The sequence below is a fragment of the Methylobacterium sp. E-025 genome, from assembly GCF_022829705.1.
Lineage (GTDB): Bacteria > Pseudomonadota > Alphaproteobacteria > Rhizobiales > Beijerinckiaceae > Methylobacterium.
Genome location: NZ_JAKSYR010000161.1, coordinates 78,170 through 103,937, shown reverse-complemented (window position 1 = coordinate 103,937; position 25,768 = coordinate 78,170). Strand labels below are relative to the sequence as shown.

Genomic DNA, 25,768 nt, shown 5'->3' with positions numbered 1-25,768 from the left:
GTCAAAGTCTCCCCAGGCGGTAGTACCAATCGGCGCCCTGGCCCGTGTCCTGGGCGGGGGCGGCGATCTCGTCGAACGTGAGGGGCGGCGTCGCCAGCACCGGCTCGCCCGGATGCCATCCCTCCGGCGTCGAGACCTCGGACGCGTCGGTGGCCTGCAGGGCGGAGACGAGGCGCACGATCTCCTCGACGCTGCGTCCCACGGTCATCGGGTAGGCGAGGGTCGCGCGGACGGTCCCTTCCGGATCGATCACGAAGGTGGTGCGCACGGTGGCGCTGGACGTCGCTCGGGCCGGCAGCATGCCGTAGGCGCGGGCGATGCCCATGGCCGGGTCCTCGATGATCGGGAACGGCACCCGCACGCCGAAGCGCTGCTCGATGCTGTGCTTCCAGGCGAGGTGCGACGACAGGCTGTCGACCGAGAGGGCGAGGAGGTCGCAGTCGAGGCCCTGGAAGCGCTCATAGGCCTTGGCGAACGCGACGAACTCGCTGGTGCAGACAGGCGTGAAGTCGGCCGGATGGGAGAACAGCACGAGCCATCGGCCGCGATACGCGTCGAGGCTTCGCTCACCCATCGTCGTTCGGGCCCGGAACGCCGGTGCCGTATCGCCGATGAGCGGCGGGCATCCCGGTCGCTCGGCCACCACCGACATATCATTATCGCTAGTCATGAAGTGACATCCGTCTCAGGCGTCCTGGGTCTTCTCACAACATCAATGTGTTTCCGCTTGTATCGAAAGTCAATATGTGTTTTTTGGAGATAAGAAAATCAATATACATAATGATATATCGAAGACGAGGCGAGGAGCCGGATCATGGACGCTAAGCGGATCGATCAGGGCCTGTCGGTGACAGGTCAGTTACGACCGACCGACGTTTCGGAGGCCGCACGGCTCGGGTTCGGGTCGATCATCTGCAACCGTCCCGACGGCGAGGGTGCCGACCAGCCGGGCTTCGCCGAGATCGAGCGGGCGGCGACGGAGGCGGGTCTCGACGCGCGCTACCTTCCGGTGATCTCGGGAACCGTGACCGATGCGGACGCCACGGCCTTCGGCGTGGCGCTGCGGGCGCTGCCCGGACCCGTCCTGGCCTATTGCCGTACCGGCACGCGATCCACCACGCTCTGGTCCCTGGACGAGGGGCGTCGCGGGCGCCCCCTGTCCGCCATCCTCGCGACGGCGAAGGCCGCGGGATACGACATGAACGGCGTCGCCCAGCGCATCGCCTCCGGGGGGTGCGTCCCGACCGACGGCGCGGAGGCGAACCACACCGTGGTGATCGTCGGAGGCGGAGCCGGCGGCATCGCCGTCGCAGCGAGCCTGAGGTCGCGCAAGCCCGACCTCGACATCGCCATCATCGAGCCGGCCGACGTGCACTACTACCAGCCGGGCTGGACCATGGTCGGCGGCGGCGTCTTCGAGCCGGCGACGACGGCGCGCACGATGGCCTCGCTCATCCCCGACGGGGTCCGCTGGATCAAGGCGGCGGTGGCGGCCTTCGAGCCGGAGAGGAAGGCCGTCATCCTGGAGGGCTGCCGGGTCGTCACCTACGACCGCCTCATCGTCGCGTCCGGCCTGACCCTGAACTGGGGAGGCATCGAGGGACTGGGCGAGACCCTCGGGCGCAACGGGGTCACATCGAACTACCGGTACGACCTCGCGCCCTATACCTGGGAGCTGGTCCAAGGCCTGCGCTCGGGCCGGGCCGTGTTCACGCAGCCGCCGATGCCGATCAAGTGCGCCGGGGCGCCCCAGAAGGCCCTCTACCTCTCCGCCGACCATTGGCGCCGCGAGGGCCGGCTCGGGAACATCGAGATCGATTTCTTCAACGCCGGCCCCGTCCTGTTCGGCGTGAAGGAGTACGTGCCGGCACTGATGGAATACGTCGAGCGCTATCGGGCCGGACTCCATTTCGGGCATACGCTGACGCGCATCGACGGGTCGGCCAAGCGGGCCTGGTTTGCGACGAAGGCCGGGGATGGATCGCCATCGACGGTCGAAGTGCCCTTCGACATGATCCACGTGACGCCGCCCCAGCGGGCACCGGACTTCGTCAGGGCCTCACCGCTGGCGGATGCCAACGGTTGGGTGGAGGTCGATCAGGCAAGCCTGCGCCATACCCGTTTCCCGGACGTCTACGCCCTCGGCGACGCCTGCAGCGCTCCCAACGCCAAGACGGCCGCGGCCGCTCGCAAGCAGGCACCGGTCGTCGCGCATAACCTGTTGCACGACCTAGGCTACGTCCGCACCCCGCATGTCGCCTATGACGGATACGGCTCCTGTCCGCTCACCGTCGAGCGCGGCAAGATCCTGCTCGCCGAATTCGGCTACGGCGGTGCGCTGCTCCCGAGCTTCCCGTCCTGGTTCATCGACGGCACGAAGCCCAGCAGGATGGCGTGGTTCCTCAAGGAGCGCATGCTGCCGCCGATCTACTGGAAGGCGATGCTCAAGGGGCGGGAATGGATGGCCAAGCCGAAGGCCGCCGCCTGAACCTGGCCGCACCGAAAACATCAGGAGAAGACGCCCATGAGACGCCGGACGTTAGCCACGCTGCTCCCGTTGCTCGCGCTGATGGCGATCCCCGCCATGGCGGCTGGCGACGTACCCGCCGGGTATTATTCCGACCAGAAGGTCGTCTATCAGAACGATGGCGGCAGGCCGGACAACGCGACCTACTTCAAGCACATCCTCGGAAACCTCAAGAACCACGTCGAGTCTGTGGGCAAGGACCACATCCAGATCCGCGTGGTGGATTTCGGCGACGGCGTCGACCTGTTCCAGATGGCGGCCAAGGACCCGATGCTCGCGCAACGGATCGACGACCTCAAGGCGGAGGGGGTCAGGTTCCTCATCTGCAGGAACACCCTGACGGAGCGGAAGATCGATTGGCACGAGCTGCACGGAGTGACCGAGGCCGACATCGTCCCGAGCGGGGTGGCGGAGATCGTCCGACTGCAGGGGATGGGCTTTTCCTACGTCCACCCCTGAAGGTGGCTGCCAACCGGGTCGTGGCCGTGTCGTACCACGGTGCTTTCGCTGCCTGGACCGCCGTACACGTCGACGACCCCACCATCTTCCCAATCCGCCCCGATCACGGCGACGGCCGCTCATGTCGCACTTTTCAGTAATTCCTGAAAATGCGATAAGTTTCGAAATCAAGGCGCGCCCGGAGTTCCTCCATGCTGTCCAACATCGACGCTCTCGTGCTGGCCCGCGCGCAATTCGGGTTCACGGTCGCCTTCCACATCATCTTCCCGGTCTTCTCGATTGGCCTCGCAAGCTTCCTCGCGGTCCTCGAAGGGCTGTGGCTCGCGACCGGTCGGCAGGTCTTCATGGATCTGTTCAAATACTGGATCAAGATCTTCGCCATCGCCTTCGCGATGGGGGTCGTCTCGGGACTGGTGATGTCCTACCAGTTCGGCACCAACTGGTCGGTGTTTTCTGACAAGACCGGGCCCGTGCTCGGGCCGCTGATGGCCTACGAAGTGCTCTCCGCGTTCTTCCTTGAGGCCGGCTTCCTCGGCGTGATGCTGTTCGGCATGCGAAAGGTCGGGCCGCGCCTGCACTTCGTCGCCACCCTGGCCGTCGCCTTCGGGACCTTCTTCTCCGCCTTCTGGATCCTGTCGGTGAACTCGTGGATGCAGACGCCGCAGGGCTACGGCGTCAACGCGGCCGGCCAGTTCGTGCCGGAGGACTGGTGGGCGATCATCTTCAACCCGTCCTTCCCCTATCGCCTCGTCCACATGGTGCTCGCCGCCTACCTCACGACCTCGCTCGTTGTCGGCGCCGTCGGCGCCTGGCACCTCCTGCGCGACCGCTTCAACATCGGCGCCCGGACGATGTTCTCGATGGCGATGTGGATGGCGGCGCTCGTCGCACCCCTCCAGATCCTGGCCGGCGACGCGCACGGGCTCAACACCCTTGAGCACCAGCCCGCCAAGGTGATGGCGATGGAAGGCCATTACGAGAGCCATCCCGACGGGGCGCCGCTGATCCTGTTCGGCCTGCCGAACCAGGAAGCCGGGAGGATGGACTACCAGGTCTCGATCCCGAAGCTGTCCTCGCTGATCCTCAAGCATGACCTGAACGCGCCGCTGAAGGGACTCGACTCCATCCCGCGGACGAACTGGCCCCCGGTACCGGTCGTGTTCTGGTCGTTCCGGGTGATGATCGCGCTCGGCATGTTGATGCTGCTGCTCGGTGTCGTCAGCCTCGTGGCCCGGTACAAGCGTCGGCTCTACGAGTGGGCACCGTTGCACCGCTTCGCCCTGGCGATGGGTCCGGCGGGCTTCGTCGCGGTGGTCGCCGGCTGGATCACCACCGAGGTCGGGCGCCAGCCCTTCACCGTCTACGGCCTGCTGCGGACGACCGAGTCCGCCTCGCCGCTGTCGGCCCCTGCGGTCGCGGCCTCGCTCACGGCCTTCGTGGTCATCTACTTCGCGGTGTTCTCGATGGGCATCCTCTACATCCTGCGGCTGATGGCGAAGGCCCCCCATCCCGGCGAGCAGGGCGTAGAGCCCGGCAAGCCTATCCGGGCGGCCGGCATCACCCCGGCGCCTTCGGTCGGTTCCGACCGTACCCTGCAGCCGGCCGAGTGAGGGCATCGCGATGTTCGAGAACGTGGACCTCACCGTCGTCTGGGCCCTGATCATCGCGTTCGCGGTGTTCGCCTACATCGTCATGGACGGCTTCGACCTCGGGATCGGCATCCTGTTCCCCGCCTTCCGGCCGGGTCCGGAGCGCGACACCGCGATGAACTCCGTCGCCCCCGTCTGGGACGGCAACGAGACCTGGCTCGTCCTCGGCGGCGGCGGCCTGTTCGCGGTGTTCCCTCTGGCCTACGCCATCATCATGCCGGCGCTCTACGCGCCGATCATCGCGATGCTCCTCGGCCTCGTCTTCCGCGGCGTAGCCTTCGAATTCCGCTGGCGCGACCCACGTCACCGCGCCCTATGGGACATCGCCTTCACCGGCGGTTCCGTCGTCGCGACCCTGGCTCAGGGCATCGCGTTGGGGGCCCTGCTGCAGGGCATCAAGGTCGAGGGCCGCGCCTATGCCGGCGGCTGGTGGGACTGGCTGTCGCCATTCAGCGTGCTGGTGGGGATCGGGCTGGTATGCGGTTACGCGCTGCTCGGCGCGACATGGCTGGTGATGCGCACCGAGGGACCACTTCACGACCGCGCGCGCGCGCTGTCGCTGCGCCTCGGCGTCGCCACGGTGCTGGCCATCGCGGCGGTCAGCGCCGTGACGCCGTTCCTGGAAGGCAAGTATTGGCAGAACTGGTTCGCGATGCCGAACGTCCTGCTGACGACGCAGGTGCCGCTGCTCGTCGGAATCGCGGCCTTTTTCCTCCATCGCACCCTTAAGCGAGGCCGGGACCGCTGGCCGTTCCTGATCGCGCTCGGGCTGTTCCTGCTCTCGTTCGTCGGCCTCGGGATCAGCATCTTCCCCGACGTCGTGCCGGGTCGCGTCACCATCTGGCAGGCGGCGTCCCCCCATGCCAGCCAGGTCTTCATCCTGGTCGGCGCCTCGGTGCTGATCCCGATCATCCTGACCTACACCGGCTATGCCTACTGGGTGTTTCGCGGGAAGGTCGACGCGGACGGCTATCACTGATGGCCCCGATCCCAACCGAGCCGGGACCGCTCTGGCGACGCCTCGCCTGGCTCGCCGCGATCTGGCTCGGCAGCGTGCTGGCGCTCGGTGTCGTCGCCTTCGTCCTGCGCACCTGGCTCAAGGCCGGCTGAGCGCCCCTCTCCGATCATCGAACGCGGAGCTTCCGTGCAGCTTCCTCCCCTCGTCCAGACCTTCGTCCTGCATTTCGGCGAGATGGGATCCCGCTGGGGCATCAACCGCACGGTCGGGCAGATCTATGCCGTGCTGTTCGTCGCCGAGCGCCCGCTCAACGCCGACGAGATCGTCGCGCGGCTCGGCCTGTCGCGTTCCAACGTGAGCATGGGGCTGAAGGAGTTGCAGGCCTGGAAGCTCGTGCGGCTACAGCACGTGCCCGGGGACCGTCGCGACTACTTCTCCACGCCGGAGGACATCTGGCAGATCGTCCGTACCCTGGTCGAGGAGCGCAAGAAGCGGGAGATCGATCCCACGCTGACGATGCTGCGTGAGACCCTGATGCAGGTGCCGCAATCCGATGCGGAGGTCCATGCCCAGGCGCGGCTGCGCGAGATGCATGACCTGTTGGAGCTCCTCACCGGTTGGTACGCCGACATGCAGCGACTGGAGACCGAACGGTTGGTCGACCTCCTTACCCTCGGGTCGAAGGTCCAGAAGATGCTCGAACTCAAGGATCGCCTCCTGCCTCGTGCCCGAAAGATCCGCGAGGATGATGGTCGCTGACCGATCCATTGCCGGGAGGAGCTGGTGAAGCCGCCTAATCGGGCCTTCCCGCCGCCAACGCCGCTCGGTCGATGACCTGCACCTGCCCGCGACGGACCTCGACCAGGCCGGCGTCGGCCCACTCCCCCAGGAGGCGGCTTATCACCTCCCGTACGCTCCCGACGTCCGATGCCAGTTGTTGGTGCGTTTTCCAGACGATCCCCCCGGCATCGGCCTCGACCAACAACCGCCGCGCAAGCCGTTGTTCCAGCGGCGCGAAGGCCACCTCCTCGACGAGGTCGAACACGGCGGTCAGGAGCTTGGTGTAGTCGTCGAGGACGAAGTCCCGAAACTCGTCGCTCTCCCGCATCAGTTGGCGGAAGGTGTCGGCCGGTAATGCGGCAAGCTCCGTCCGGCTCTCCGCGACGCTCTGCGCCGGGAAGCCGCCGCCCGACAGCAGGCACTGGGTGGTGAGGACACAGGTCCCGCCGGCGCCGACCTTGTAGATCAGCATCTCCCGGCCGGTCTCGGACATCCGGAACACCCGGGTCCTCCCGTCGATGCACATGAGGTAATTCGCACACGCACCCTGGAGCTCGTAGGCAATCGCGCCGGACTCAAGCACGGGGAAATGCACGTTGCCGCGCGCGATCTGGAGATGGCTCGCGCTGAAATTCCGGACCAGTGGAAAGCGCTCGATCCAGCGTTCGATCTGATGGGCGGTCTGCATGGTCATCCTCCCGGGGCCGGCGGTCGTTGGATGCCGCCATGCCCATGACTCAAGCGTTATAGCTTCGGAATCCGTAGCCTTCGGTGACTTGGGTCACAGACGTTTGCGTCGGCATTCCATACCACTGTGGTCACTGAACAAAAAACCGTCCGGCAAGACCGTCATGAAGCGCAGGCTTTCGATGGACCAGGGCGAGAAACCGGGAGAAACCATGCGCCGCCTCGTCCCCCTTCTGCTCGCTTCCGTGCTCCTGGCCGCCCCCGCCCATGCCGAGCAGGACCTGCTCCTCGGTGCCAACATGGGCTCCGCCGCGATGACCAAGGCCGAGATGACCCGAGCCGACGTCGAGGCACTGATCGCCAAGGCGGACGGCAAGCCCATCGACCTCTCCGACAAGGCGCTCGCCGGCCTCGACCTCTCCGGCCTGAACCTGAAGGGCGCGAACCTGCGCACCGCCCGGCTCAACAAGGCCAACCTGCGCGGCGCCGACCTATCCGGCGCGAACCTGGAGCAGGCCTGGTTCATCAAGGCCGACCTCTCCGGCGCCAAGCTGGTCGGCGCAAAGATGTTCGGCATCACCGCCCGCGACGCTAACCTCAGCGGGGCCGATCTCAGCCGGTCGATGCCCATCGGCGACTTCAAGGGCGCGAACATGTCCGGGGCCACCCTCGTTGATCTCAAGGGCGGGGCCGACATCAAGAACCAGTCCATGGGCCTGATGCGGGCCGTGTTCGTCTCGGTGAACCTCAAGGGTGCCAACCTGAAGGGGGCCAACCTCGGGCGCTCGCGCCTGGAATACGCCGACCTCACCGATGCCGACCTCACCGACGTGGTCCTGATGGGCTCCGACCTGTCGGGCGCCAACCTCACCGGCGCGACCGTCGCCGGGGCCGACTTCAAGAACGTCGACGTCACAGCCGCCCGGCTCATCGATCTGAAGGGCCAGGACAGCGCCAAGGACTGGTCGGCCCGCGTGAACGTCGACCGCGCCATCACGCAGGTCTCGAACTGAGCCCTCTTCCACCTCGACCAATCCACGAAGGAAAAACGTCCATGACCACTCGCCGTATCTTGCTCGCCGCCTTCGCCGTCGCCCCCATGCTGTTCGGCACCGGGGCCATCGCCGCCGAGATGACCTACACGCCCGCCGCGTTCGAGGCCGCCCAGAAGGCCGGCAAACCGATCCTCGTGCACATCACCGCTCCGTGGTGCACGACCTGCGCCGCCCAGAAGCCGATCCTGTCGAAGCTTGAGGCCGATCCGAAGTTCAACGACCTGCAGGTGTTCGACGTCGACTTCGACAGCCGCAAGGACGTGGTCAAGCAGTTCGGCGCCACGATGCAGAGCACGCTGATCACCTACAAGGGCACCAAGGAGACCGGACGTTCGGCTGGCGAGACCAAGCCCGAGGCGATCTCGTCGCTCCTCGACAAGGCGATCTGAGGCTTTCGCGTGGTCACGAGCCTGGGCCTCGCCTTTATCGCCGGCATCCTCTCGGTGCTGTCCCCGTGCGTCCTGCCGCTGCTGCCTCTGGTCCTGGGAGCGGCCGCCTCGGAGCATCGGCTCGGTCCGGCTGCACTCGCCGGCGGCCTGGCCCTTTCCTTCGTAGTCATCGGATTGTTCGTGGCCACCGTCGGGTTCGCCATGGGGCTCGACGCCGGCGTCTTCCGGACCGGGGCAGCCATCATGCTGATCCTGATCGGATTGGTGCTGATGGTACCGGCGGCCCAGACCCGGCTGGCTGTGGCTGCGGGTCCGATGAGCAACTGGACCGAGAACCGCTTCGGCGGCTTCTCGACCGCTGGGCTGCCGGGCCAGTTCGGCGTCGGCCTGCTGCTCGGCGCGGTCTGGAGCCCGTGCGTTGGGCCGACCCTCGGTGCGGCCTCGCTGCTCGCATCCCAGGGCCGCGATCTCGGAGCCGTGGCCCTCACCATGTTCCTGTTCGGGATCGGCGCGGCCCTGCCGCTACTCGTCCTCGGCACCCTGTCGCGGGAGGTGTTGATGCGATGGCGCAACCGGATAATGGGGGTGGGTAGGGGATTGAAGGCGGCGCTGGGCCTGATCCTCGTGGTGACCGGCCTGACCATCGTGCTCGGCTACGACAAGATGTTAGAAACGGCCCTCGTCGATGCCTCTCCGGCTTGGCTGACGGATCTGACGACCCGGCTCTGAAGGGTCGCCATCCTGGTATCGAACGGCATGCCTGCAGATCCGGCACCGCAAGCGGTCCCCCGGGTGGGGGCTATGGGACCGGTGCTTTTGAGGAAACCCACGCGGATCGTCGACCGCGTGGGTTCGCCTTCGCTCATCCGGGCACTCGACGCCCAGTGGCCAGGCTAAGGCAGCGCCGCCTCAGCGGCGGCAGCGTCCGGCGGGGCCGCGATACAGCCCGGGTGGGCAGCCGCGCGGCGCGCCGGTGACGGCCCGCCGGATCGCGCCGCGCGGACCGCGGTTCAGGCGACACCCTCCGAACCCGCCACGATGTGCGCCGAACCCGCACCCGCCGCGCACTTGGACGATGGGGGCATCGAGGCCTAACCCGGGGTTAGCCATGGGCAGGGCCTGGGCCCCGCCTGTAACGAGCATGGTCGCGAACGCGCCGACGATCACACCTGTGAGCTTCATGATATTTCCTTCGTTGTTGCGGGCGCAGCTCATGGCGTTGCCATTGGGGAAATCGGAATCTTAGACCTGATCCCGGGCATTCGGGTCACTTGGTACGGCAAGGTCGCTCCGCGCGAACGACGCGACGGTCGTGGTCTGCGTCCAGCCGAACGAACCGTTTGGTGGACACGGCGTCGATCTCCACCGCCGTGAGGAAGCCGTCGGCGTCCGCATCGATAGCCCGGAAGCGTCCGGCCGGATCGTAGGGCCCCTTTCCGGGATGGGCTTCCCACCAAGCCGACCACTCCGCTCGGCTGACGCGACCGTCATGGTCGGTATCGGCCCGCATCATCCGGGTGCGGTTCCGCGTCAGGAACGTCGCGAGATCGACGCCGGCGGAAGCCCGGTCTCCCGTCGGCAAAGGGGCCGTCGTCGGTGATTGGGCGGATGCGGCCGTCACCGCAAGGAACGTGGCCAAGGTCAGACAGACGAGACTCTTCGCCATGAGCGCAGCTCTTTCGTGGAAGGACCGGACGGGGGCGTGCCGGATGGCACGCCCCCCATGCTTCGGATGCCTGGCGCCGGTCACCACCGGCGATGCCAACCACCGTGCCAGCGCGGACCGCCCCAGCCGAAGCGCCTTGGGCCATAGAATGCCGGCCGATAGCCGTAGGGCCGGTAGAACACCCGCGGTCCGAGGTTGGGCCGGCAGATGCCGTATGGCCCGCGATGGCCCCCGAGGCCGCAGCCGTCCCGGGCCTCGGCCGTGCCGGCGGTTGCCAGCGGGCCCACGAGGCCGGCCATCAGCAGGGCCGCCGGAAGCAGTCGCTTGAACAGGCTCGGTGCGCGCACCGTTTCCTTCGTCATCGATTTATCTCCCGATGCGTGGTTGCGAGTGCCGAGACCTTGCCCCCCGCCTGTCGCAGGCGTTTGCCGGGAACCTCCTTTTTCGTCGCAAGCCGTCGCCGTCTCGAAAGTCCCGATACATTTCGCGACAGATTCCCCCGGGAGACGGACGCCGCGGCGCGTTAGGGTCGGCGGCGAAAGGCAAAGGACATGGACGACGCACACATCCTGGTGGTCGACGACCATCGCGACATCCGCGATCCGCTCGCCGCCTACCTCAAGCGGCACGAGCTCCGGGTCAGCGTTGCGGCGGACGCGGCGGCGGCCCGTGTCGTCCTGGCGGGAAGCGTCATCGATCTGGTGCTCCTCGACGTGATGATGCCGGGCGAGGACGGGCTCTCGCTCTGCCGCCATATCCGGGAAGCCTACGATACGCCCGTCATCCTGCTGACCGCCCTGGCGGAGGGGACCGACCGGATCGTCGGCCTGGAGATCGGGGCCGACGACTACGTCACGAAGCCCTTCGAGCCGCGCGAGCTTCTGGCCCGCATCAAGAACCTTCTGAGGCGCACGCGTGCGCTCCCTCGGACCCGGGAGGAGGCGGACGGACGCAAGCTGGCGTTCGACCGCTGGACGCTGGACACCGACCGTCGCGAGCTCGTCGATGACGCCGGCACCCCGGTAACGCTCAGCACGGCGGAGTTCCGCCTGCTCTCGGCGCTGACCCGGCATCCCAGGGTTGTGCTCTCCCGCGACCAACTCCTCGACATGACGAGCAGACGGACGGCCGACGCCTTCGACCGCAGCATCGACAACCAGGTCAGCCGGCTCCGGCGCAAGCTGGAGCGCGACCCGGCCAAACCGGGGCTGCTTAAGACCGTCTGGGGCGGGGGCTACGTCCTGGCGGCCGAGGTGAGGACGGTGCCTTGAGATTGGTGCCGCACTCGCTCGGCGGACGGCTGGCGCTGCTGCTCGTGCTCGCCGTCGTGGGCGCGCAGGCGGCGGCCTTCGCAATGTTCGCGCACGAATCCTCGCGGGTCGGTCGCGCGGCGGCCAGGACCCAGGTCGTCGACCGCATCGCCACGCTGGTGCGCCTGCTCGACACGGTCCAGCCAGACACCGTCCCGAGCGTCGTCGCGGCCTACGGGTCCCCCCGACACCGCTTCACCATCGATGCCGGGAGCCTCGTGCCCGAGGGCGCGATGGGTGTCGACGAGACGCGGCTCGCGCGGCGGATCGACCGACGCATGAAGGCCGACGTAAGCCAGGCGCGGATCGCCCTCGTCGAGCGGGACGCCGGGGAGGACACCCCCCGGGGCCGCCTGTCCGACAGGCCCCAGGCCCTGCGGGTCTCCGTCCTGCTGGACGACGGACGCTGGCTAAACGCCGAGGCTCCGCTCGCGCTGCGGACGCCGCCGTGGATACGCATCGCGCTCATCCAGGTCCTGGCGAGCGTGGTCGCGGTGCTCGTGGTCGTTGCCATCGCGAATCGCGGGATCGTCGGCCCTGTGGCGGAACTCGCCACGGCCGCGGAGATGGCCGGGCGAGGCGCCGCGTTCGAACCGCTGCCGGAGCGCGGCCCGCGCGAGTTGCGGACCATGACCGCGGCGTTCAACGTGATGCAGGTGCGCTTGGAGGCCTTCGTCGCCGACCGTACCCGGATGCTGGCCGCGATCAGCCACGACCTGCGCACGCCCATCGCCTCTTTGTGGCTCCGGGCCGAGATGGTCGAGGACGGCGAGCTGAGGAGCGCTATGGTTCGCACGATCTCGGACATGGGGCGGATGGTCGACGCGACCCTGGCGTTCGCCCGGGACGATGCGCTCGCCCAGGAAAGCGGCCCGCTGGATCTCGCCGAGATGGTCCGGGCGCTGGTGGACGACCACGTGGTCCTGGGGCGGGACGTCACCGTCGCGTCGCCGGCCGATCTACAGTTCCATGGTCGACCGGTGGCACTGCGTCGGGCCCTCGACAACCTCGTAGAGAACGCCGTCCGGTACGGTGACAGGGCGAGGATCACTCTTGAGCGGGGCGATGATAGCATCCGCATCCTCGTCGACGACGACGGGCCGGGCATTCCAGCCGACAGGATCGAGGAGATGTTCGCGCCCTTCGCGCGGCTGGAGGGCTCGCGGAATGCGGAAACGGGCGGGACCGGTCTCGGCCTCGCCATCGCACGGTCGGCGATCCGCGCGCATGGGGGCGATGTGGCCCTGGCCAACCGGGTCGGCGGCGGTCTGCGAGCCGACGTGAGCCTACCGGCCTGATGGCCGGTATGGAGCCGGCCGGATGTCGAGGATGTATTCCGCATCCCCGGCGTCGCGAGATCACGCCGCCCTGGCGGTGACCTTATCGAAGGTGCCCGTCGCGATCTGGTCTTCGAGCTGCGCCTTGAAGTCCGCGATGCCGAGGACCTGGACGGGATTGCCCGCGTCGTCGAGGAACTCGTAGAGGGCGTCCTCAATGTTTCGGTTGCTGAAGAACACGATGGCGTCCTCCTCGCCGCCGCCTTCCAGATGCGGCTCGCCGTTCGCGACGCCGGAGACGTAGCTGCCCGTCGGGCGGGTCTCCTTGTGGGTCCCATCCTGCCGGTAGAACCGAAGCTCGCCTTGCATGACGAGCGTCACGTAAGGGCTCTTGTGCCGGTGCAGCATCACCCGCTGGTTCGCCGCGAACTTGAACACGACGTCGACGATGCGGTTTTCCTCGTCGACCTTGTAGACGAAGAACGCGATGTGAGGGAGCCAATCCAGGGTCCGCCACGTGATGTTCGTCTCGTCGAACATATGATCCGGCATTTCGTCATCTCCCGCTTTCCATCCGGCCGCTTCTGGGTGTCGCACGGCTTTCGGCCGCATCGGATGGTTCAAGTCGGGGGCAACGTCCCCCATGATGAATGGATGCGCTCCCATCCGGTCCATCGACTGGCCTAACTCCACGGACGATCCCGACGGGTCCGGCCTGCTCCCCTACCTCGCGGCGGGTGCAGGCCAGTCTGCCGTCGACCAGATCCTCGGCCTTCCGCTGAAGGCCCCCCGGCACCCCGTCCAGGCGGAGGTGCCGTCGATACGCATCATGCGGTGCCGTTTCCTCCGGTGGCGCCGTAGACCTCGCCTGTGACGAAGCTCGCCTCCTGGGAGGCCAGGAACACGTAGATCGGCGCCAGCTCGACCGGTTGGCCCGGGCGACCCAGGGGTACCTCGGAGCCGAATTTCTCGACCGCCTCCTGCGGCTGGCCGCCGGAGGGCTGCAGTGCGGTCCAGAACGGGCCGGGGGCGACGGCGTTCACGCGGATGCCCTTCGCGATGGCCTGCTTCGCCAACGCCTTCGAGAACGCGATGATGCCGGCCTTGGTGGTCGCGTAGTCGACCAGGATCTTGGGCGGGTTGTAGGCCACCACGGAGGCCGTGTTGATAATGGACGCGCCGGCCGGGAGCAGGGGCATCGCTGCCTTGGTGATCCAGAACATCGCGTAAAGGTTGGTCTTCAGCGTCAGGTCGAACTGCTCGTCCGTGATGTCGCCGATGTCCTTCTGATTGGTCTGCTTGCCGGCGTTGTTCACCAGGATATCGAGGCCGCCGAGTTCGACCACAGCCTTGTGGACAAGGGTCTCGCAGAACGCCTTGTCGGTGATATCGCCCGGCAGCAGGATCGCCTTGCGCCCTTCCGCCTCGATCAACTTGGCGACCTCCTGCGCGTCCGGCATCTCCGCCCCGACGAAACTCAGGGCGACGTCGGCACCCTCGCGTGCGAACGCGATGGCCGCGGCGCGCCCGATGCCGCTATCGGCGCCTGTCACCAAGGCCTTGCGACCTAAAAGGCGACCGTGCCCAACGTAGCTGGTCTCGCCATGGTCGGGCTTCGGGTCCATCGCCTCGGCAAGGCCCGGTGCCGCCTGCGGCTGCCGCTTGAACGGTGGCTGAGGGTACTGCGTACGAGGGTCTTGCATCGCGATGCGATGGTTCTGGGCGTCGGTCATTTCTGGAATCCTGTGAAGGCGACCTGACTTCGAAGCCGGTCGCGACGGGCAGCGTTCTCGCAGTGCCCGGACATGATCGAAAGCGTGCCCGTACAAAGCCTGTTCCCGTTACCGCTGCGTGGGCAATCGTCACCCCGGCCAGCTGTCGAGGCCAGGAGCCTCAGGGAAAACCGACGCCCCCCGGTCAGGGCCGCGCTTCCAGCAACACCACCTCGTCACCGTCCCATCGAACGAGGAAGCCTGCCTCGTCGGTCGCTTCCGATATGACCGCCTTCCAATCCGATGCAGGACGTTCGGCGGCCCGTTCGAAGACGAGGTCGCAAATTCTGGAGACCGCCCCGACCGAGGTCGCTCCGCACCTGGCCCAGTGACGGTTCAGGGTCGCCGAGGCGACATCGTAAAGCTTGGCCTGCTCGGCCGCGGCGATGTCCAATCGCATGTCTTCGAGTTCGGCAGGACCGATCATCGCTGGGCATCCCCGTGTCGGTGAAACACCGATCCGAGGTTTTCCCCCGGACCGGACGGCCGGTGAGCGACTATGGCAGGGCGCCGATCATGCCCTTCGCCTCGGACATCGTATTCTCGCAGGCGCGCTGGTCGCCCCGGCGATCCTCGTCCGTTGCCCGGATGATGAGCGTCCGGGCGTTGACGACGTGGTCGGCCGTCGAGACGGTCTCGGGGTCGCTCGGCGCGTCGAGACGTACCGTGCCCACGCCCCGTGGCGACCCGGTCCGCAGCGTGTGCCCGGGCTGCAGGCCGGAAACCTGTATGGCTCCGGCGCTGTCGAGGCGTCGTTCGATGGTCCCAATCTGCTCGGCGCATGAGGACGCCAGCGCAGGGAGGGGAGCAGCGGCCAGGACGAGGGCCGCAAGGGCGGGATTTAGGCGCATCGGTATGACTTTCGGGGAGATGGCAGCATCACGGTTTCGCTCGGCGAGCGTTCGACCCGATGCCGTCCCTCACCCGTCGATGCGAGGGTAGCGCCCATTCAACGGGCCTCAGCGCGGAATGTTGCAGTGCAGCACGAATGGCTGGGCAGCTCCGTGTTCCGCCGAGACGCGCTTGCCCCCGCGCGCTGACGACGCGTTGGACGAGGATCGCGGCATCCGTACGAGAGGACTGACCGTCCGGGAGGTGAATGGCGCCGTCAGTCTGCCTGCTCTAGGACTACGGCTGGACGACCATCGGGAACTTGGCGGCCAAGGTCGCGCAGAGCGCATCGCGATTGCGGATGGCCTGCCATCGCTCAAATTCCGCCGCGCCCGAATGCATCGCCTCGGCGGCGGGGCGGCTGCCGATGGCATCGAAGCAGATACGTGCCCGATCCACGATTGCGGAGTTGTAGGCGGTGAAGCCACAGGCCGCCGACGCTCTGCGCAGCATCCCGTGCATCCTGAGGAATCCGGCGCATTCGAAGTCCGCGGCGGACGCAGATGGAATACCCGCAGCAAGGATTGGGACACCCAGGAAGGCGGTGGCCCTGATGGCGGCCCGGACGCCCCTAACCATCGACGCCCGCCCGCTGATCGCCTTTCATCCCCAGTCCGGATGGCTGGTCGTCGCGACGGCGCCAGGGGAGCCGCAGATGCGCCAGGTACGGATAGACGGCAGGCAGCACGATGAGGGTGAGTAGGGTCGCCGTGACGAGACCGCCGATCACCACCGTGGCCAGCGGGCGCTGCACCTCGGCGCCCGCGCTCGTTGAGAGGGCCATCGGCAGGAACCCGAGCGCCGCCACCAGTGCCGTCATGAGGACCGGGCGCAGGCGCATCTCGGCGGCCCGGGTCGCCGCCTCGCGGGCGTCGAGTCCGACGCGTTCGAGGTCGCGGATGTAGCTCGTCAGCACCACGCCGTTGAGGATGGCGATGCCGAAGGTGGCGATGAATCCGATCGCCGCCGAGATCGAAAACGGCAGCCCGCGCAGGTACAGGGCGACGATACCGCCGGTGGCGGCGATCGGCACGTTGAGGAAGATCAGCCCGGCGAGGCGGATGTCGCCGAACATCACCACGAGGAGCACCAGGATCGCCGCCATCGCGGCCGGGACCACCACGGAGAGCCGGCTCGTCGCCTCCTGCAGGTTCTGGAACTGCCCGCTCCATTGCAGCGAGTAGCGCGGCGGCAGGGTCACCTGGGCCTTGACCGCCGCTTGTGCGTCGCTGACGAAGCTCTGGACGTCGCGTCCGCGAACGTTGGCCTGAACCGAGATCCGGCGCTGGAGCTTCTCCCGGCTGATCTGGGCGGGCCCCGTCGCCACGTCGACGGAGGCGACGAGCGAGAGCGGAACCAGCGCCTTGCCGCTCCGTCCGACGGGCAAGTCGCGTATGCGCGCGATGTCGCTGCGGTCGGCGGACTTCAACCGGACCACGATGTCGGTGATGGAGTTGTCGTCGCCGTAGATCATTCCGGCGGTGCGGCCGCCGATGCTCTCGACCACATCGAGGATGTCGCTGACGTTAATGCCGTAGCGGGCGGCCGCCCCTCGGTCGACCTGGATGGACAGGGCCGGCATGCCGGCCTGCGCCTCGGCCTTCACGTCGGCCGCGCCCGAGACGCCGGAGACCGCCCGCACGATGGCGTCGGCCTTGTCCTTCAGCACCTTCAGGTCGTCGCCGTACAGGCTGATCGCGACGTCGCCGCGCACGCCTTCCAGCAGGTCGTCCATCCGCATCTGGATCGGCTGTGAGAACGCGTAGGAAACCCCCGGCACCTCCGCGCGCAGACGCTTGTCGAGGGCGGCGACGAGCCCCTCCTGGGTGGTCGCCGTCGTCCAGGTCGATGGGTCGGACAGGGTTATGAAGCTATCGGTGGACTCGACCCCCATCGGGTCTGTGGGGATCTCGGCGCTACCGGTGAGCGAGACGACCCGCTTCACCTCGGGGAAGCTCTTCAGGGTCTGCTCGATGCGATGCATGACCTTGAGCGAGGCATCGAGGTTGATGCCCGGCAGCTTTTCCGACGTGATGACGATGGAGCCTTCCGAGAGCTTGGGCAGGAACTCGCCTCCAAGCCGGGTCGCCAGCCAGCAACTTCCGGCGAACAGCCCGAGGGTGACCAGGAGGGTGATCCCGGTGCGACGTTCGGCCAGCCGAAGGATGGGGGTGTAGGCGCTCCGCGCCCAGTGGACGACGCGGGTCTCGCGCTCGCCGATCCCGGGCCCGGCAAGCACGATGGCGGCGAGCGCCGGCATCAGGGTCATGGTCAGCACCAGCGACCCAGCCAGCGCCAGGATGACGGTGAGAGCCATCGGCCGGAACATCTTCCCCGCCACCCCTTCGAGGGCGAGAATGGGCAGGTAGACCATGATGATGATGGCCACCGCGAACAGGATCGGGCGCGCCACCTCGACGGTCGCCTTGCGGATCACCTCCTCGGCCGGACGCTCCGGGTGTTCGCCGCGGGCGCGCAGGACGTTCTCGATCATCACCACGGCGCCGTCGACGATGAGGCCGAAATCGATGGCGCCGAGGCTCATCAGGTTGCCCGAGAGCCCGAACAGCCGCATCCCGGCGAACGCCATCAACATGGACAAGGGGATCGCGGCCGCGACCACGAGGCCGGCCCGGAGGTTACCCAGCAGCAGGAGCAGCACGACGATGACGAGCACAGCCCCCTCCATGAGGTTGTGCTCGACGGTACGGATGGTTCGTGCCACGAGTGTGCTGCGGTCGTAGTAGGGGACGATCTCGACGCCCGGTGGGAGCTGCTGGCGCAGGGTCTCGATGGTCTGCTTCACGGCCACGACCACGGCGCTGGCGTTCTCGCCCTGCTGCATCATGGCGATGCCGACGACGGTCTCGCCCGCCGCATCGTGCGTCACGGCGCCGAGCCGCACCTTCGGGGCTTCCACCACCTCGCCCAGGGTGGCGACCGTCACCGGTACGCCGCCCGGCCCCGTCGTGACGACGATGTTGGCGAGATCCTTCGTGTCCTTGGCGAGCCCGAGGCCGCGGATGACCTCCTGCTGGTCGTTGTGCTCGATGTAGGCGCCGCCGCGCGCGGCGTTGTTCTCGGCAAGCGCCGTGTAGACCTGGGCCATGGTCACGCCGTAGCGATGCAGGCTCTCGGCGGCGATGCGGACCTCGTAGGTCGGCATCTGGCCACCGTAGATGTTCACGTCGGCGATGCCCGGGGTCAGCTTGAGCTTCGGTGCGATGGTCCACTGTAGGATGCGCTTCAGGGCCATCGGCGAGTAGCCCGGGCCACGCACCTCGAATTGGTAGATCTCGCCCAGCCCCGTCGCCATCGGCCCCATCTCGGGATCGCCGACGCCGGCCGGCATCATGGTCTTCGCCAGCGGCAGGCGCTGGAACACCTGGGACCGCGCCTCGGTGATCGACATGGAATCGTCGAAGGTGACGTAGACCGCCGAGACGCCGTAGCGTGAGGTCGAGCGTATCCCTGTGAGGCTTGGCGCCCCCGCCATCGCGTTCTCGACGGGGAAGCTGACGAGGCGCTCGACCTCCAGCGGCCCTAGGCCGGGCGAGAGGGTCAGGACCATCACCTGCTTGGGCGATACATCCGGCACCGCGTCGATGGACAGGCCTTCGAGGTTGACGATGCCGCCGATCGCACCGGCGAGCGCCAGGATCACGACGAGCCAGCGGCGGCGGATGAGGAGGGCGAACCAGGCGTTCATCGCGATCTCAATCCGTGGAACCGAGCAGGGCGCGCATCAGAATGGCCTTGAGGCCGAAGCTTCCTTGCGTCGCCACCGTCTCCCCCGCCGCCACGCCGGACGTCACCTCGACCCAGTCGGCGCGCTGCACCCCAAGGGTGAGGTCCCGCTTCTCGAAACGGTCGTCTCCCGTGCGCACGAAGGCGATGGGGCCGCCCTCGGTCTGCTGGATCGCGGCGGCCGGCATCGTGACCCCCTCACGCCCGAGATCGGCGGCGATCTCGACGGAGACGAACATGTTGGCGCGCAACGTTCCGTCCGGGTTGGCGATCTCGATGCGGGCCGGGGCGGTATTCGTCATCGCGTCGATGGCGGCATTCACTGAACGCACCCGGCCCTCGAAGCGGGGATGGGCCGTGACCGGGGCCTCGATGGTCGCCCGGTCGCCGGCTTTAACGGTCGCGATGTCGTGGCCGTAGAGATTGGCCAGAACCTGGATCTGCGAGGGGTCGGCCACCGTGAAGGCGTCGCGGTTGGTGTCGACCACCTCGCCCAGGGTGATACCGGCCATCGTCACGACACCGTTGATCGGCGAGACGATGGCGCTGATGCCCGGAGCCTCTCCGGGAGCCGGGGCGAGGCGCTCGTACTGCGCACGGTAGAGGTCGACCTGCGATTTGGCGGACAGGGTGGCCGCATGGGCTTTGGCGAGGTCGACCTGGCGACGGTCGACCTCGGCCTGGGCGACACCGCCGATCTTCACGAGGTCGCTGCCACGCTTCAAATTGGTCTCGGCGACCTTCTCCGTGGCCTGCGCCTCCCCGAGGCTGGCCTGCGCGGCGGCGAGGCCGTTGCGGGCATCGAGGACCCCGGCGGCGTCGAGCGTGGCCAGCGTCTGCCCGGCCTTCACCTGGTCCCCGGGCTGCACCGAGAGGGTGAGCACCCGACCCGAGGTCCGGGGCTTCAGGCGGGTGACCCGGCGCTCGTCGAAGGCGACCATGCCGGGCGTGCGTACGGGAAGGATGATCCGGCGGATCTCGGATTGCCCGAACGTCAGTCCGAGGCGGCGTTGTCCGTCGGCATCGAGGGTAACGACGTTGTCCTCGGCAGGCTGCTCGGGAGCGTTCGTGCTCGATGCTGCGTCAGGTGCGGCCGCGGCCAACCCGATGAGGCCCAGCATGGGTTCGAGGTAGGGCTTGGCGGCCTCGCGATACCACCAGGCGGCCAGCGCGACCGCGATCAGACAGACGACCACCGCCAACAAGGAACGACGCCCGATCCTCGTGGGGGTCTGGCCGGATAGGGCGTATCCTCCGGATGCTGCCGTTGCCGTCGATCCCTCGGCGTCAAGGCGCTCGCGCACCTCGCCACGACCGGCGATCCCTACCTCGCCGTTCCCGGGCACGTCCGTCTCCGCCTCCAGCAACACGATGTCGTCCGTCAGTTAGATTAGATTTATTCTAGGACATAGAACGGGCCGCCACGCGCACCATTAAATTCGCGTTCACACTCGTGGTCACGGGACCGGTCCCGAACCACATCATGCATCGGGACAGGGGCGTGAGCCTGGGAGTGGACCGGGTTGGCCAAGCTACTTCTGATCGAGGACGATGCCGCGACGGCGGAGGACGTCCTCGGCGACCTGCGCGGGCGTGGGCACGAGGTCGAATGGGCCGCCACGGGACCGGAAGGCGCGACCGCCGCCCGTTCCGGGTACTGGAGCGCCATCATCCTCGACCGGATGCTTCCCGGCTTGGACGGGCTCACCCTCCTGCGGGACCTCCGCGGCGCCGGTGACCGGACGCCGGCGTTGGTCCTGAGCGCGCTGGGCGACGTCGACGAACGCATCCGCGGCCTGCGCGCCGGCGGCGATGACTACCTCGGCAAGCCCTTCGTCCTCGCGGAACTCGCGGCCCGGATCGAGGCCCTGCTGCGGCGGCCGACCGACACCCGCGAGACGGTCCTCAGGGTGGGAACCCTAGAGATCGATCTTCTTGCCGGGACCGGGCGCCGGGGCCTGCGCGGCCTCGACCTGCTGCCGCGCGAACTCAAGCTCCTCGAATATCTCATGCGCCGCCCCGGTCAGGTCGTGACGCGGGCAATGATGTTCGAGGAGGTCTGGAACTACCGGTTCGCGCCCAAATCCAACCTGATCGACGTCCATGTCGGGCGCCTGCGCAAGAAGCTTGAGGACGAGGGCGAGCCGATCCTGATCCACAACGTCCGGGGAGAGGGCTTCACCCTAACCCCCGATGTCTAGGCTCACCCGCTCCTTCGCATTCCGCTGGGCGCTCGGCATCGCCCTTTGGTCGACCCTGCTGTCATTGGTCCTGTTCGCCTTCGTATACTGGCAGACCGCCGCGTTCATGCAGGACGAGCTTAACCAAGTGCTTCGCCACGAGGTCCGGTACGCCGCCCAAGACCCGGGGCAGGCGGCGAACCGCATCGAGACCTGGATCAGCGAGGACCTGCATAGCGTCCACTTCGCCGGCCTGTTCGGCGCCGATGGGGGCAAGCTCGCGGGCAACCTCGATGCGCGGCCGGCCGACCTGCCTCTTGACGGCGAGGTCCGCCGGATCGGTACCGAGGTCGCAATCGCGGGACGGCGCCTTCACGAGGATCTCTGGTCCGCGGCCGTGGCCCTGAGCGATGGCACGGTCGTGGTGGTGGCCCACGACACAGACGAGATCGACCGCGCCAAGGCCACGGTGATCCGGGCGCTCGGGCTTGCGCTGGGACCGACCCTGGCCTTTTCCATCCTCGGCGGAGTGCTACTCGCCGGGCGAGCCAAGCGCCGCTTGGCGTCCACGGAGGCGGCGGTCGCTCGGGTGATGCGCGGTGACCTGCGCCAGCGCTTGCCGGTCGGCGAGGCCGGGGACGAGTTCGACCGTCTCGCACGGGACGTCAACGGGATGCTCGACGAGATCGAGCGTCTGATGGAGGAAGTACGTGGCGTGGGTGACGCAGTGGCCCACGACCTTCGGACCCCACTCACGCGCCTCCGCCTGCGTTTGGAGCGCGGCCGCGACCAAGCTCGCGACATCGACGAACTTCGCGAGGCGGTTGACCAGGGTCTGGTCTGGATCGACCAGACCCTGGAGATGGTGACGGCGGTGTTGCGCATCGGCGAGATCGAGCACGGCCGCCGCTGCGCCGCCTTCGGTCCTGTCGATCTCGGTCTCGTGGTGGGCGAGGCGACGGAACTGTTCGAACCCCTGGCTGAAGAAAACGGGGTCGCCCTCAGCATCGACGTCGATAGAAGTGTCACCTTCATCGATGGCGACCGCAGCCTGATCTTCGAGGCGGTCTCGAACCTTCTCGACAACGCGATCAAGTTCACGCCGCCCGGGGGAAGCGTCCGGGTCGGTCTTCTCCGACGCGAGAGCGATGGCGATGTCGTGATATCCGTCGAGGATACGGGCCCCGGGATCGCCGCCGGCGAGCGTGACCAGATCTTCAAACGATTCTATCGCGCGGAACGCGCCCGACAGACGCAGGGCAACGGACTTGGCCTCGGCCTCGTCGCCGCCATCGCCAAGTTGCACGGGTTCTCGTTGGCCGTCGGCGACGGTCTTGCCGGGGGATGCCGTTTCGAAGTGGGATGCCCGACGGTGGAACGTCGTACGACCCTGGCGGGATGAACGCGTGCCCGGCTTGCGGGCGCGTGGAATGGCGGACGGCGTCATTGTTGGTGGAGCGAACCGGACAACGCCCATCGTCAAGGCCCCGACCGGAAAATGAACTTAATTTTAAGAATTGTTCTAATCTGCACTTCGGTGTGCAGTGTCGGCCATGATGTCGATACACCCTTGCGCGGTTAGAAGGTTGGCAGGCGCGGTCCTCGCCCTGGCGCCGATGACCGCGCCCGCTGCAGCGGAGCCCCCGCAAGTCCGTAAGGACGCTCCACTGTCATTCTCCGAACCGGTCGGCGTGCCTCACAAGCACTGCGCGGGCTCATGCATCAGCCGGGGGTCGCTGCAGTGGTATTGCAGGGTAGACCAGACATGCGCGTTGAATTGCTCGACCGCCCCGCCGGGCATGGAATGCCACGGTGGCGAGGACTGAGGTTCGACGGACCGATGCATCGAATGTCGGTCACGTCATATGCAGTCGCCTCGCCGAAGGCATAGGTAGGTTTACGTAAATATTTTGATGGTCCTGAGGCGACAAACTTCTCGCTTCGACTAATGCTCGATATGGAAAAGGAAGTGGCTTTGAATATCTCCGATAATAGCAAGTTGGACACCAAGTCCTTCGAGATGCAGGGCAAGTGCCCCTTCGGCGGCGACCGCATCGGCGGCGCGGTCGGCACCCCACCGGCACTCTCGGACTGGTACCCCAACCGACTGAAGGTCGAGCTGCTTCATCAGAACGGGCCCCAGGCGAACCCGCTCGGCGAGGACTTCGACTACAAGGCAGCCTTCGAGGCGCTGGACCTCGATGCCGTGAAGCGGGACATCAAGTCCTTTCTCACCAGCACGGTCGCATGGTGGCCGTCGGATTACGGCAATTATGGCCCGCAGATGATCCGCATGGCGTGGCACGCTGCCGGCACCTACCGCATCGCGGACGGGCGCGGCGGCGCCGGCGAGGCGCTCCAGCGCTTCGCGCCGATCAACAGCTGGTGGGACAACGGCAATACCGACAAGTCCCGGCGCCTGATCTGGCCGATCAAGCAGAAGTACGGCAGCGCCCTCTCCTGGGGTGACCTCATGGTCCTGACCGGTAACTGCGCCCTGGAGATCATGGGCTTCCCGACCTACGGCTTCGCCGGCGGCCGGCAGGACGCCTGGGAGGCCGATAACGCCACCTACTGGGGCCCCGAGATCTGGGACCCGACAGACGTCAAGTCGTTCGACAGCATGGTGACCCGGGACAAGCGTTGGCGCGGTCAGAACGGCGATGCGGACTACGACCTCGAAAATCCGCTGGCCGCCTCGCACCAAGCGCTGATCTACGTGAATCCCGAGGGTCCCTACGCCAACGGCGACCCGATGGGGTCGGCGCGCGACATCCGCACCACGTTCACCCGGATGGCGATGAACAACGAGGAGACCGTCGCCCTGATCGCCGGCGGGCATGCCTTTGGCAAGAGCCACGGCATGGTCTCGGCCGACGAGGTCGGCCCGCCGCCCGAGATCGCGCCGATGGAGGCGATGGGCCTTGGCTGGCACAACCCGAAGGGCACCGGCTTCGCCCAGTTCACGATGACCAACGGCATCGAGGGCAGCTGGACGCCGAACCCGACCCAGTGGGACAACGCCTACCTGGAAAACCTCTTCAAGTTCGAATGGGTGCAGACCAAGAGCCCGGCCGGTGCCTCGCAGTGGACTCCGGCCGATCCGGATGCGCCCAAGACCCCGGACGCGCACGTCCCGGGCCAGATGCACGGCCTGATGATGATGACCAGCGACATCGCCCTGAAGGTCGATCCCGAGTACCGCAAAGTCTGCGAGAAGTTCCTGCACGACTTCGACGCCTTCACGCTGGCGTTCTCGAAGGCGTGGTACAAACTGACCCATCGCGACATGGGCCCGAAGGAGCGCTATCTCGGGCCCGAGGTGAGGATCGAGGACGACCTGCTGTGGCAGGACCCGATCCCGCCGCGCGAGCACGGCCTGATCGACGACGCCGACGTCGCCGCGCTGAAGCAGGACATCCTGGCCACCGGCCAGTCGGTGTCCGACCTCGCGTTCACGGCCTTCTCGGCGGCCTCGACCTACCGGGATAGCGACAAGCGCGGCGGCGCCAACGGTGGACGCCTGGCGCTCGCCCCGCAGAAGGACTGGGCGATCAACCGGCGGACGGTGCCGGTGGTCGCGGCCCTCCGGCAGGTCGCCGATGCGTTCAACGGACGCGGCGGCGGCAGACGGGTCTCGCTGGCTGACCTCATCGTGCTCGGCGGCTGCGTCGCCATCGAGAAGGCGCTGGCGGATGCCGGACATGCCATCGCGGTTCCATTCACGCCGGGCCGTGTCGACACCCGTCAGGACCTGACCGACATCGAGATGTTCACGTGGCTGAAGCCCGTCGTCGACGGCTTTCGCAATTACGTGGCGGACGATTTTGCGGCGGTCACATCGGGTCGTGTCTCACCGGAAGAACTCTTCCTCGACAAGGCGTATCTCCTCTCCCTCACGGCGCCCGAGTGGGTCGCCCTCGTGGGTGGCCTGCGTGCGCTCGGAGCCAACCACGATGGCTCGAAGCACGGCATCTTCACCGACCGGGTCGGCGTCCTGTCGAACGACTTCTTCGTCAACCTGACGAGCGTCGACCTCGAATGGCGCAAGGCCGACGAGGCGGGCATGACCTTCGATCTGGTCGACCGCGCCGGCGGCGCGACGAAGTTCACCGCGACCCGGTGCGATCTCGTCTTCGGATCGAACTCGCAGCTCCGTTCGGTGGCCGAGGTCTATGCCGGCAGCGACGGCGGGGCGCGTTTCGCGAAGGACTTCGTCAGGGTCTGGAACAAGGTCATGATGCTGGATCGCTACGATGTCAGGTCCTGATCGACCCTTGCCGTAAAGGCACCGCGCGATGAGCCAAGGCCGGGGCATCCATTGCGGATGTCCCGGCCTTGGCATTTCCCAGGGCATCCGACGCAATCCTAAATTCGGTGTCATTTTCGAACGATTCTAATCTGTAGTCGTTCCTCAGGCA

Annotated in this window: 26 protein-coding genes; 14 read left to right on the top strand and 12 right to left on the bottom strand. The window is 67.2% G+C overall.

Translation table 11 applies throughout. From position 1 onward, the window contains the following. Position 1: 1 nt before the first annotated feature. Complete coding sequence (locus MKK64_RS23950; RefSeq protein ID WP_409568004.1) at positions 2-670, bottom strand: peroxiredoxin; 669 nt, start codon at positions 668-670, stop codon at positions 2-4. A 144-nt stretch (positions 671-814) separates the two neighbouring features. On the opposite strand from MKK64_RS23950, the gene MKK64_RS23945 reads away from it, so the two are divergent. From MKK64_RS23945 to MKK64_RS23920, 6 genes are all read left to right on the top strand, one after another. Continuing rightward, on the top strand, positions 815-2,488 hold the full coding sequence (locus MKK64_RS23945) for a bifunctional protein tyrosine phosphatase family protein/NAD(P)/FAD-dependent oxidoreductase (protein ID WP_243938047.1): 1,674 nt from the start codon (positions 815-817) through the stop codon (positions 2,486-2,488). A gap of 36 nt (positions 2,489-2,524) precedes the next feature. Beyond that, entirely contained in the window at positions 2,525-2,986 is a 462-nt protein-coding gene (locus MKK64_RS23940) for a DsrE family protein (RefSeq protein WP_409568003.1), read from the top strand. 191 nt (positions 2,987-3,177) lie between these two features. After that, entirely contained in the window at positions 3,178-4,596 is a 1,419-nt protein-coding gene (locus MKK64_RS23935) for a cytochrome ubiquinol oxidase subunit I (RefSeq protein ID WP_243936995.1), read from the top strand. Between the two features lie 10 nt (positions 4,597-4,606). Then, on the top strand, positions 4,607-5,614 hold the full coding sequence (gene cydB / locus MKK64_RS23930; protein WP_243936994.1) for a cytochrome d ubiquinol oxidase subunit II: 1,008 nt from the start codon (positions 4,607-4,609) through the stop codon (positions 5,612-5,614). After that, the gene (locus MKK64_RS23925; RefSeq protein ID WP_238270136.1) at positions 5,614-5,745 is read left to right on the top strand and encodes a DUF2474 domain-containing protein; all 132 of its coding nucleotides are present in this window, start codon (positions 5,614-5,616) and stop codon (positions 5,743-5,745) included. The genes cydB and MKK64_RS23925 overlap by 1 nt, the downstream gene beginning before the upstream one ends. 34 nt (positions 5,746-5,779) lie before the next feature. Beyond that, entirely contained in the window at positions 5,780-6,352 is a 573-nt protein-coding gene (locus MKK64_RS23920) for a GbsR/MarR family transcriptional regulator (protein ID WP_243936993.1), read from the top strand. A gap of 34 nt (positions 6,353-6,386) precedes the next feature. Here MKK64_RS23920 and MKK64_RS23915 read toward each other — a convergent pair whose 3' ends face one another. Then, positions 6,387-7,061, bottom strand: a complete 675-nt coding sequence (locus tag MKK64_RS23915; RefSeq protein WP_243936992.1) for a Crp/Fnr family transcriptional regulator — start codon at positions 7,059-7,061, stop codon at positions 6,387-6,389. Between the two features lie 211 nt (positions 7,062-7,272). Between MKK64_RS23915 and MKK64_RS23910 the strand changes: the two genes are divergently transcribed. From MKK64_RS23910 to MKK64_RS23900, 3 genes are read left to right on the top strand one after another with little or no spacing between them, the layout of a single operon-like run. Beyond that, positions 7,273-8,073, top strand: a complete 801-nt coding sequence (locus MKK64_RS23910; RefSeq protein ID WP_243938044.1) for a pentapeptide repeat-containing protein — start codon at positions 7,273-7,275, stop codon at positions 8,071-8,073. Positions 8,074-8,114: 41 nt separating this feature from the next. Further along, on the top strand, positions 8,115-8,504 hold the full coding sequence (locus MKK64_RS23905) for a thioredoxin family protein (RefSeq protein WP_238270128.1): 390 nt from the start codon (positions 8,115-8,117) through the stop codon (positions 8,502-8,504). A gap of 9 nt (positions 8,505-8,513) precedes the next feature. Further along, positions 8,514-9,233 (top strand): cytochrome c biogenesis CcdA family protein, encoded by a 720-nt coding sequence (locus tag MKK64_RS23900; RefSeq protein WP_243938042.1) that lies wholly within the window; start codon positions 8,514-8,516, stop codon positions 9,231-9,233. Positions 9,234-9,413: 180 nt separating this feature from the next. Here MKK64_RS23900 and MKK64_RS28485 read toward each other — a convergent pair whose 3' ends face one another. The 3 genes from MKK64_RS28485 to MKK64_RS23890 all read right to left on the bottom strand — a co-directional run bounded on the left by MKK64_RS28485 (position 9,414) and on the right by MKK64_RS23890 (position 10,469). Next, a complete protein-coding gene (locus MKK64_RS28485) occupies positions 9,414-9,686 on the bottom strand; it encodes a GCG_CRPN prefix-to-repeats domain-containing protein (RefSeq protein WP_373322459.1) in 273 nt (90 codons plus the stop codon). A gap of 85 nt (positions 9,687-9,771) precedes the next feature. Then, positions 9,772-10,170: an acid-shock protein gene (locus MKK64_RS23895; protein WP_243938041.1), complete on the bottom strand. Its 399-nt coding sequence runs from the start codon at positions 10,168-10,170 to the stop codon at positions 9,772-9,774. 80 nt (positions 10,171-10,250) lie between these two features. Continuing rightward, positions 10,251-10,469 carry a GCG_CRPN prefix-to-repeats domain-containing protein gene (locus MKK64_RS23890; RefSeq protein WP_409566086.1) on the bottom strand — a complete coding sequence of 73 codons (219 nt, stop codon included), beginning with the start codon at positions 10,467-10,469 and terminating at the stop codon, positions 10,251-10,253. Positions 10,470-10,721: 252 nt separating this feature from the next. Between MKK64_RS23890 and MKK64_RS23885 the strand changes: the two genes are divergently transcribed. Together MKK64_RS23885 and MKK64_RS23880 are read left to right on the top strand one after the other, a co-directional pair. Beyond that, positions 10,722-11,441: a response regulator gene (locus MKK64_RS23885; protein ID WP_238270122.1), complete on the top strand. Its 720-nt coding sequence runs from the start codon at positions 10,722-10,724 to the stop codon at positions 11,439-11,441. 5 nt (positions 11,442-11,446) lie between these two features. Further along, positions 11,447-12,778, top strand: coding sequence for an ATP-binding protein (locus MKK64_RS23880; RefSeq protein ID WP_243937018.1), 1,332 nt, complete (start codon positions 11,447-11,449; stop codon positions 12,776-12,778). A gap of 60 nt (positions 12,779-12,838) precedes the next feature. On the opposite strand, the gene MKK64_RS23875 is transcribed toward MKK64_RS23880, so the two are convergent. The 7 genes from MKK64_RS23875 to MKK64_RS23845 all read right to left on the bottom strand — a co-directional run bounded on the left by MKK64_RS23875 (position 12,839) and on the right by MKK64_RS23845 (position 20,537). Beyond that, positions 12,839-13,450, bottom strand: coding sequence for a regulator (locus MKK64_RS23875; protein WP_313898937.1), 612 nt, complete (start codon positions 13,448-13,450; stop codon positions 12,839-12,841). A gap of 134 nt (positions 13,451-13,584) precedes the next feature. Beyond that, positions 13,585-14,490 (bottom strand): SDR family oxidoreductase, encoded by a 906-nt coding sequence (locus MKK64_RS23870; protein ID WP_243937014.1) that lies wholly within the window; start codon positions 14,488-14,490, stop codon positions 13,585-13,587. A 184-nt stretch (positions 14,491-14,674) separates the two neighbouring features. Further along, the gene (locus MKK64_RS23865; protein ID WP_243938040.1) at positions 14,675-14,956 is read right to left on the bottom strand and encodes a hypothetical protein; all 282 of its coding nucleotides are present in this window, start codon (positions 14,954-14,956) and stop codon (positions 14,675-14,677) included. A gap of 70 nt (positions 14,957-15,026) precedes the next feature. Continuing rightward, positions 15,027-15,203, bottom strand: a complete 177-nt coding sequence (locus tag MKK64_RS23860) for a hypothetical protein (protein WP_243936985.1) — start codon at positions 15,201-15,203, stop codon at positions 15,027-15,029. A 454-nt stretch (positions 15,204-15,657) separates the two neighbouring features. After that, a complete protein-coding gene (locus MKK64_RS23855) occupies positions 15,658-15,873 on the bottom strand; it encodes a hypothetical protein (RefSeq protein ID WP_243936984.1) in 216 nt (71 codons plus the stop codon). 118 nt (positions 15,874-15,991) lie between these two features. Continuing rightward, complete coding sequence (locus tag MKK64_RS23850; RefSeq protein ID WP_243936982.1) at positions 15,992-19,129, bottom strand: efflux RND transporter permease subunit; 3,138 nt, start codon at positions 19,127-19,129, stop codon at positions 15,992-15,994. A 7-nt stretch (positions 19,130-19,136) separates the two neighbouring features. Next, entirely contained in the window at positions 19,137-20,537 is a 1,401-nt protein-coding gene (locus MKK64_RS23845) for an efflux RND transporter periplasmic adaptor subunit (RefSeq protein ID WP_409568002.1), read from the bottom strand. 153 nt (positions 20,538-20,690) lie between these two features. Here MKK64_RS23845 and MKK64_RS23840 point away from each other — a divergent pair, with 153 nt between their 5' ends. From MKK64_RS23840 to katG, 3 genes are all read left to right on the top strand, one after another. Next, entirely contained in the window at positions 20,691-21,368 is a 678-nt protein-coding gene (locus MKK64_RS23840; protein WP_243936980.1) for a response regulator transcription factor, read from the top strand. After that, on the top strand, positions 21,361-22,749 hold the full coding sequence (locus MKK64_RS23835) for an ATP-binding protein (RefSeq protein WP_243936978.1): 1,389 nt from the start codon (positions 21,361-21,363) through the stop codon (positions 22,747-22,749). Before MKK64_RS23840 ends, MKK64_RS23835 begins: the two co-directional genes overlap by 8 nt. A gap of 555 nt (positions 22,750-23,304) precedes the next feature. Beyond that, positions 23,305-25,617: a catalase/peroxidase HPI gene (gene katG, locus MKK64_RS23830; protein ID WP_279593342.1), complete on the top strand. Its 2,313-nt coding sequence runs from the start codon at positions 23,305-23,307 to the stop codon at positions 25,615-25,617. Positions 25,618-25,768 lie beyond the last annotated feature (151 nt).

What these genes read in the sequence shown, in the direction of transcription:
- MKK64_RS23950 (WP_409568004.1), bottom strand. Translation starts at nt 670, where the DNA reads ATGACTAGCGATAATGATATGTCGGTGGTGGCCGAGCGACCGGGATGC.
- MKK64_RS23945 (WP_243938047.1), top strand. Translation starts at nt 815, where the DNA reads ATGGACGCTAAGCGGATCGATCAGGGCCTGTCGGTGACAGGTCAGTTA.
- MKK64_RS23940 (WP_409568003.1), top strand. Translation starts at nt 2,525, where the DNA reads ATGAGACGCCGGACGTTAGCCACGCTGCTCCCGTTGCTCGCGCTGATG.
- MKK64_RS23935 (WP_243936995.1), top strand. Translation starts at nt 3,178, where the DNA reads ATGCTGTCCAACATCGACGCTCTCGTGCTGGCCCGCGCGCAATTCGGG.
- cydB (WP_243936994.1), top strand. Translation starts at nt 4,607, where the DNA reads ATGTTCGAGAACGTGGACCTCACCGTCGTCTGGGCCCTGATCATCGCG.
- MKK64_RS23925 (WP_238270136.1), top strand. Translation starts at nt 5,614, where the DNA reads ATGGCCCCGATCCCAACCGAGCCGGGACCGCTCTGGCGACGCCTCGCC.
- MKK64_RS23915 (WP_243936992.1), bottom strand. Translation starts at nt 7,061, where the DNA reads ATGCAGACCGCCCATCAGATCGAACGCTGGATCGAGCGCTTTCCACTG.
- MKK64_RS23910 (WP_243938044.1), top strand. Translation starts at nt 7,273, where the DNA reads ATGCGCCGCCTCGTCCCCCTTCTGCTCGCTTCCGTGCTCCTGGCCGCC.
- MKK64_RS23905 (WP_238270128.1), top strand. Translation starts at nt 8,115, where the DNA reads ATGACCACTCGCCGTATCTTGCTCGCCGCCTTCGCCGTCGCCCCCATG.
- MKK64_RS28485 (WP_373322459.1), bottom strand. Translation starts at nt 9,686, where the DNA reads ATGAAGCTCACAGGTGTGATCGTCGGCGCGTTCGCGACCATGCTCGTT.
- MKK64_RS23895 (WP_243938041.1), bottom strand. Translation starts at nt 10,170, where the DNA reads ATGGCGAAGAGTCTCGTCTGTCTGACCTTGGCCACGTTCCTTGCGGTG.
- MKK64_RS23890 (WP_409566086.1), bottom strand. Translation starts at nt 10,469, where the DNA reads ATGGCCGGCCTCGTGGGCCCGCTGGCAACCGCCGGCACGGCCGAGGCC.
- MKK64_RS23885 (WP_238270122.1), top strand. Translation starts at nt 10,722, where the DNA reads ATGGACGACGCACACATCCTGGTGGTCGACGACCATCGCGACATCCGC.
- MKK64_RS23870 (WP_243937014.1), bottom strand. Translation starts at nt 14,490, where the DNA reads ATGACCGACGCCCAGAACCATCGCATCGCGATGCAAGACCCTCGTACG.
- MKK64_RS23865 (WP_243938040.1), bottom strand. Translation starts at nt 14,956, where the DNA reads ATGATCGGTCCTGCCGAACTCGAAGACATGCGATTGGACATCGCCGCG.
- MKK64_RS23855 (WP_243936984.1), bottom strand. Translation starts at nt 15,873, where the DNA reads ATGCTGCGCAGAGCGTCGGCGGCCTGTGGCTTCACCGCCTACAACTCC.
- MKK64_RS23850 (WP_243936982.1), bottom strand. Translation starts at nt 19,129, where the DNA reads ATGAACGCCTGGTTCGCCCTCCTCATCCGCCGCCGCTGGCTCGTCGTG.
- MKK64_RS23835 (WP_243936978.1), top strand. Translation starts at nt 21,361, where the DNA reads ATGTCTAGGCTCACCCGCTCCTTCGCATTCCGCTGGGCGCTCGGCATC.
- katG (WP_279593342.1), top strand. Translation starts at nt 23,305, where the DNA reads ATGGAAAAGGAAGTGGCTTTGAATATCTCCGATAATAGCAAGTTGGAC.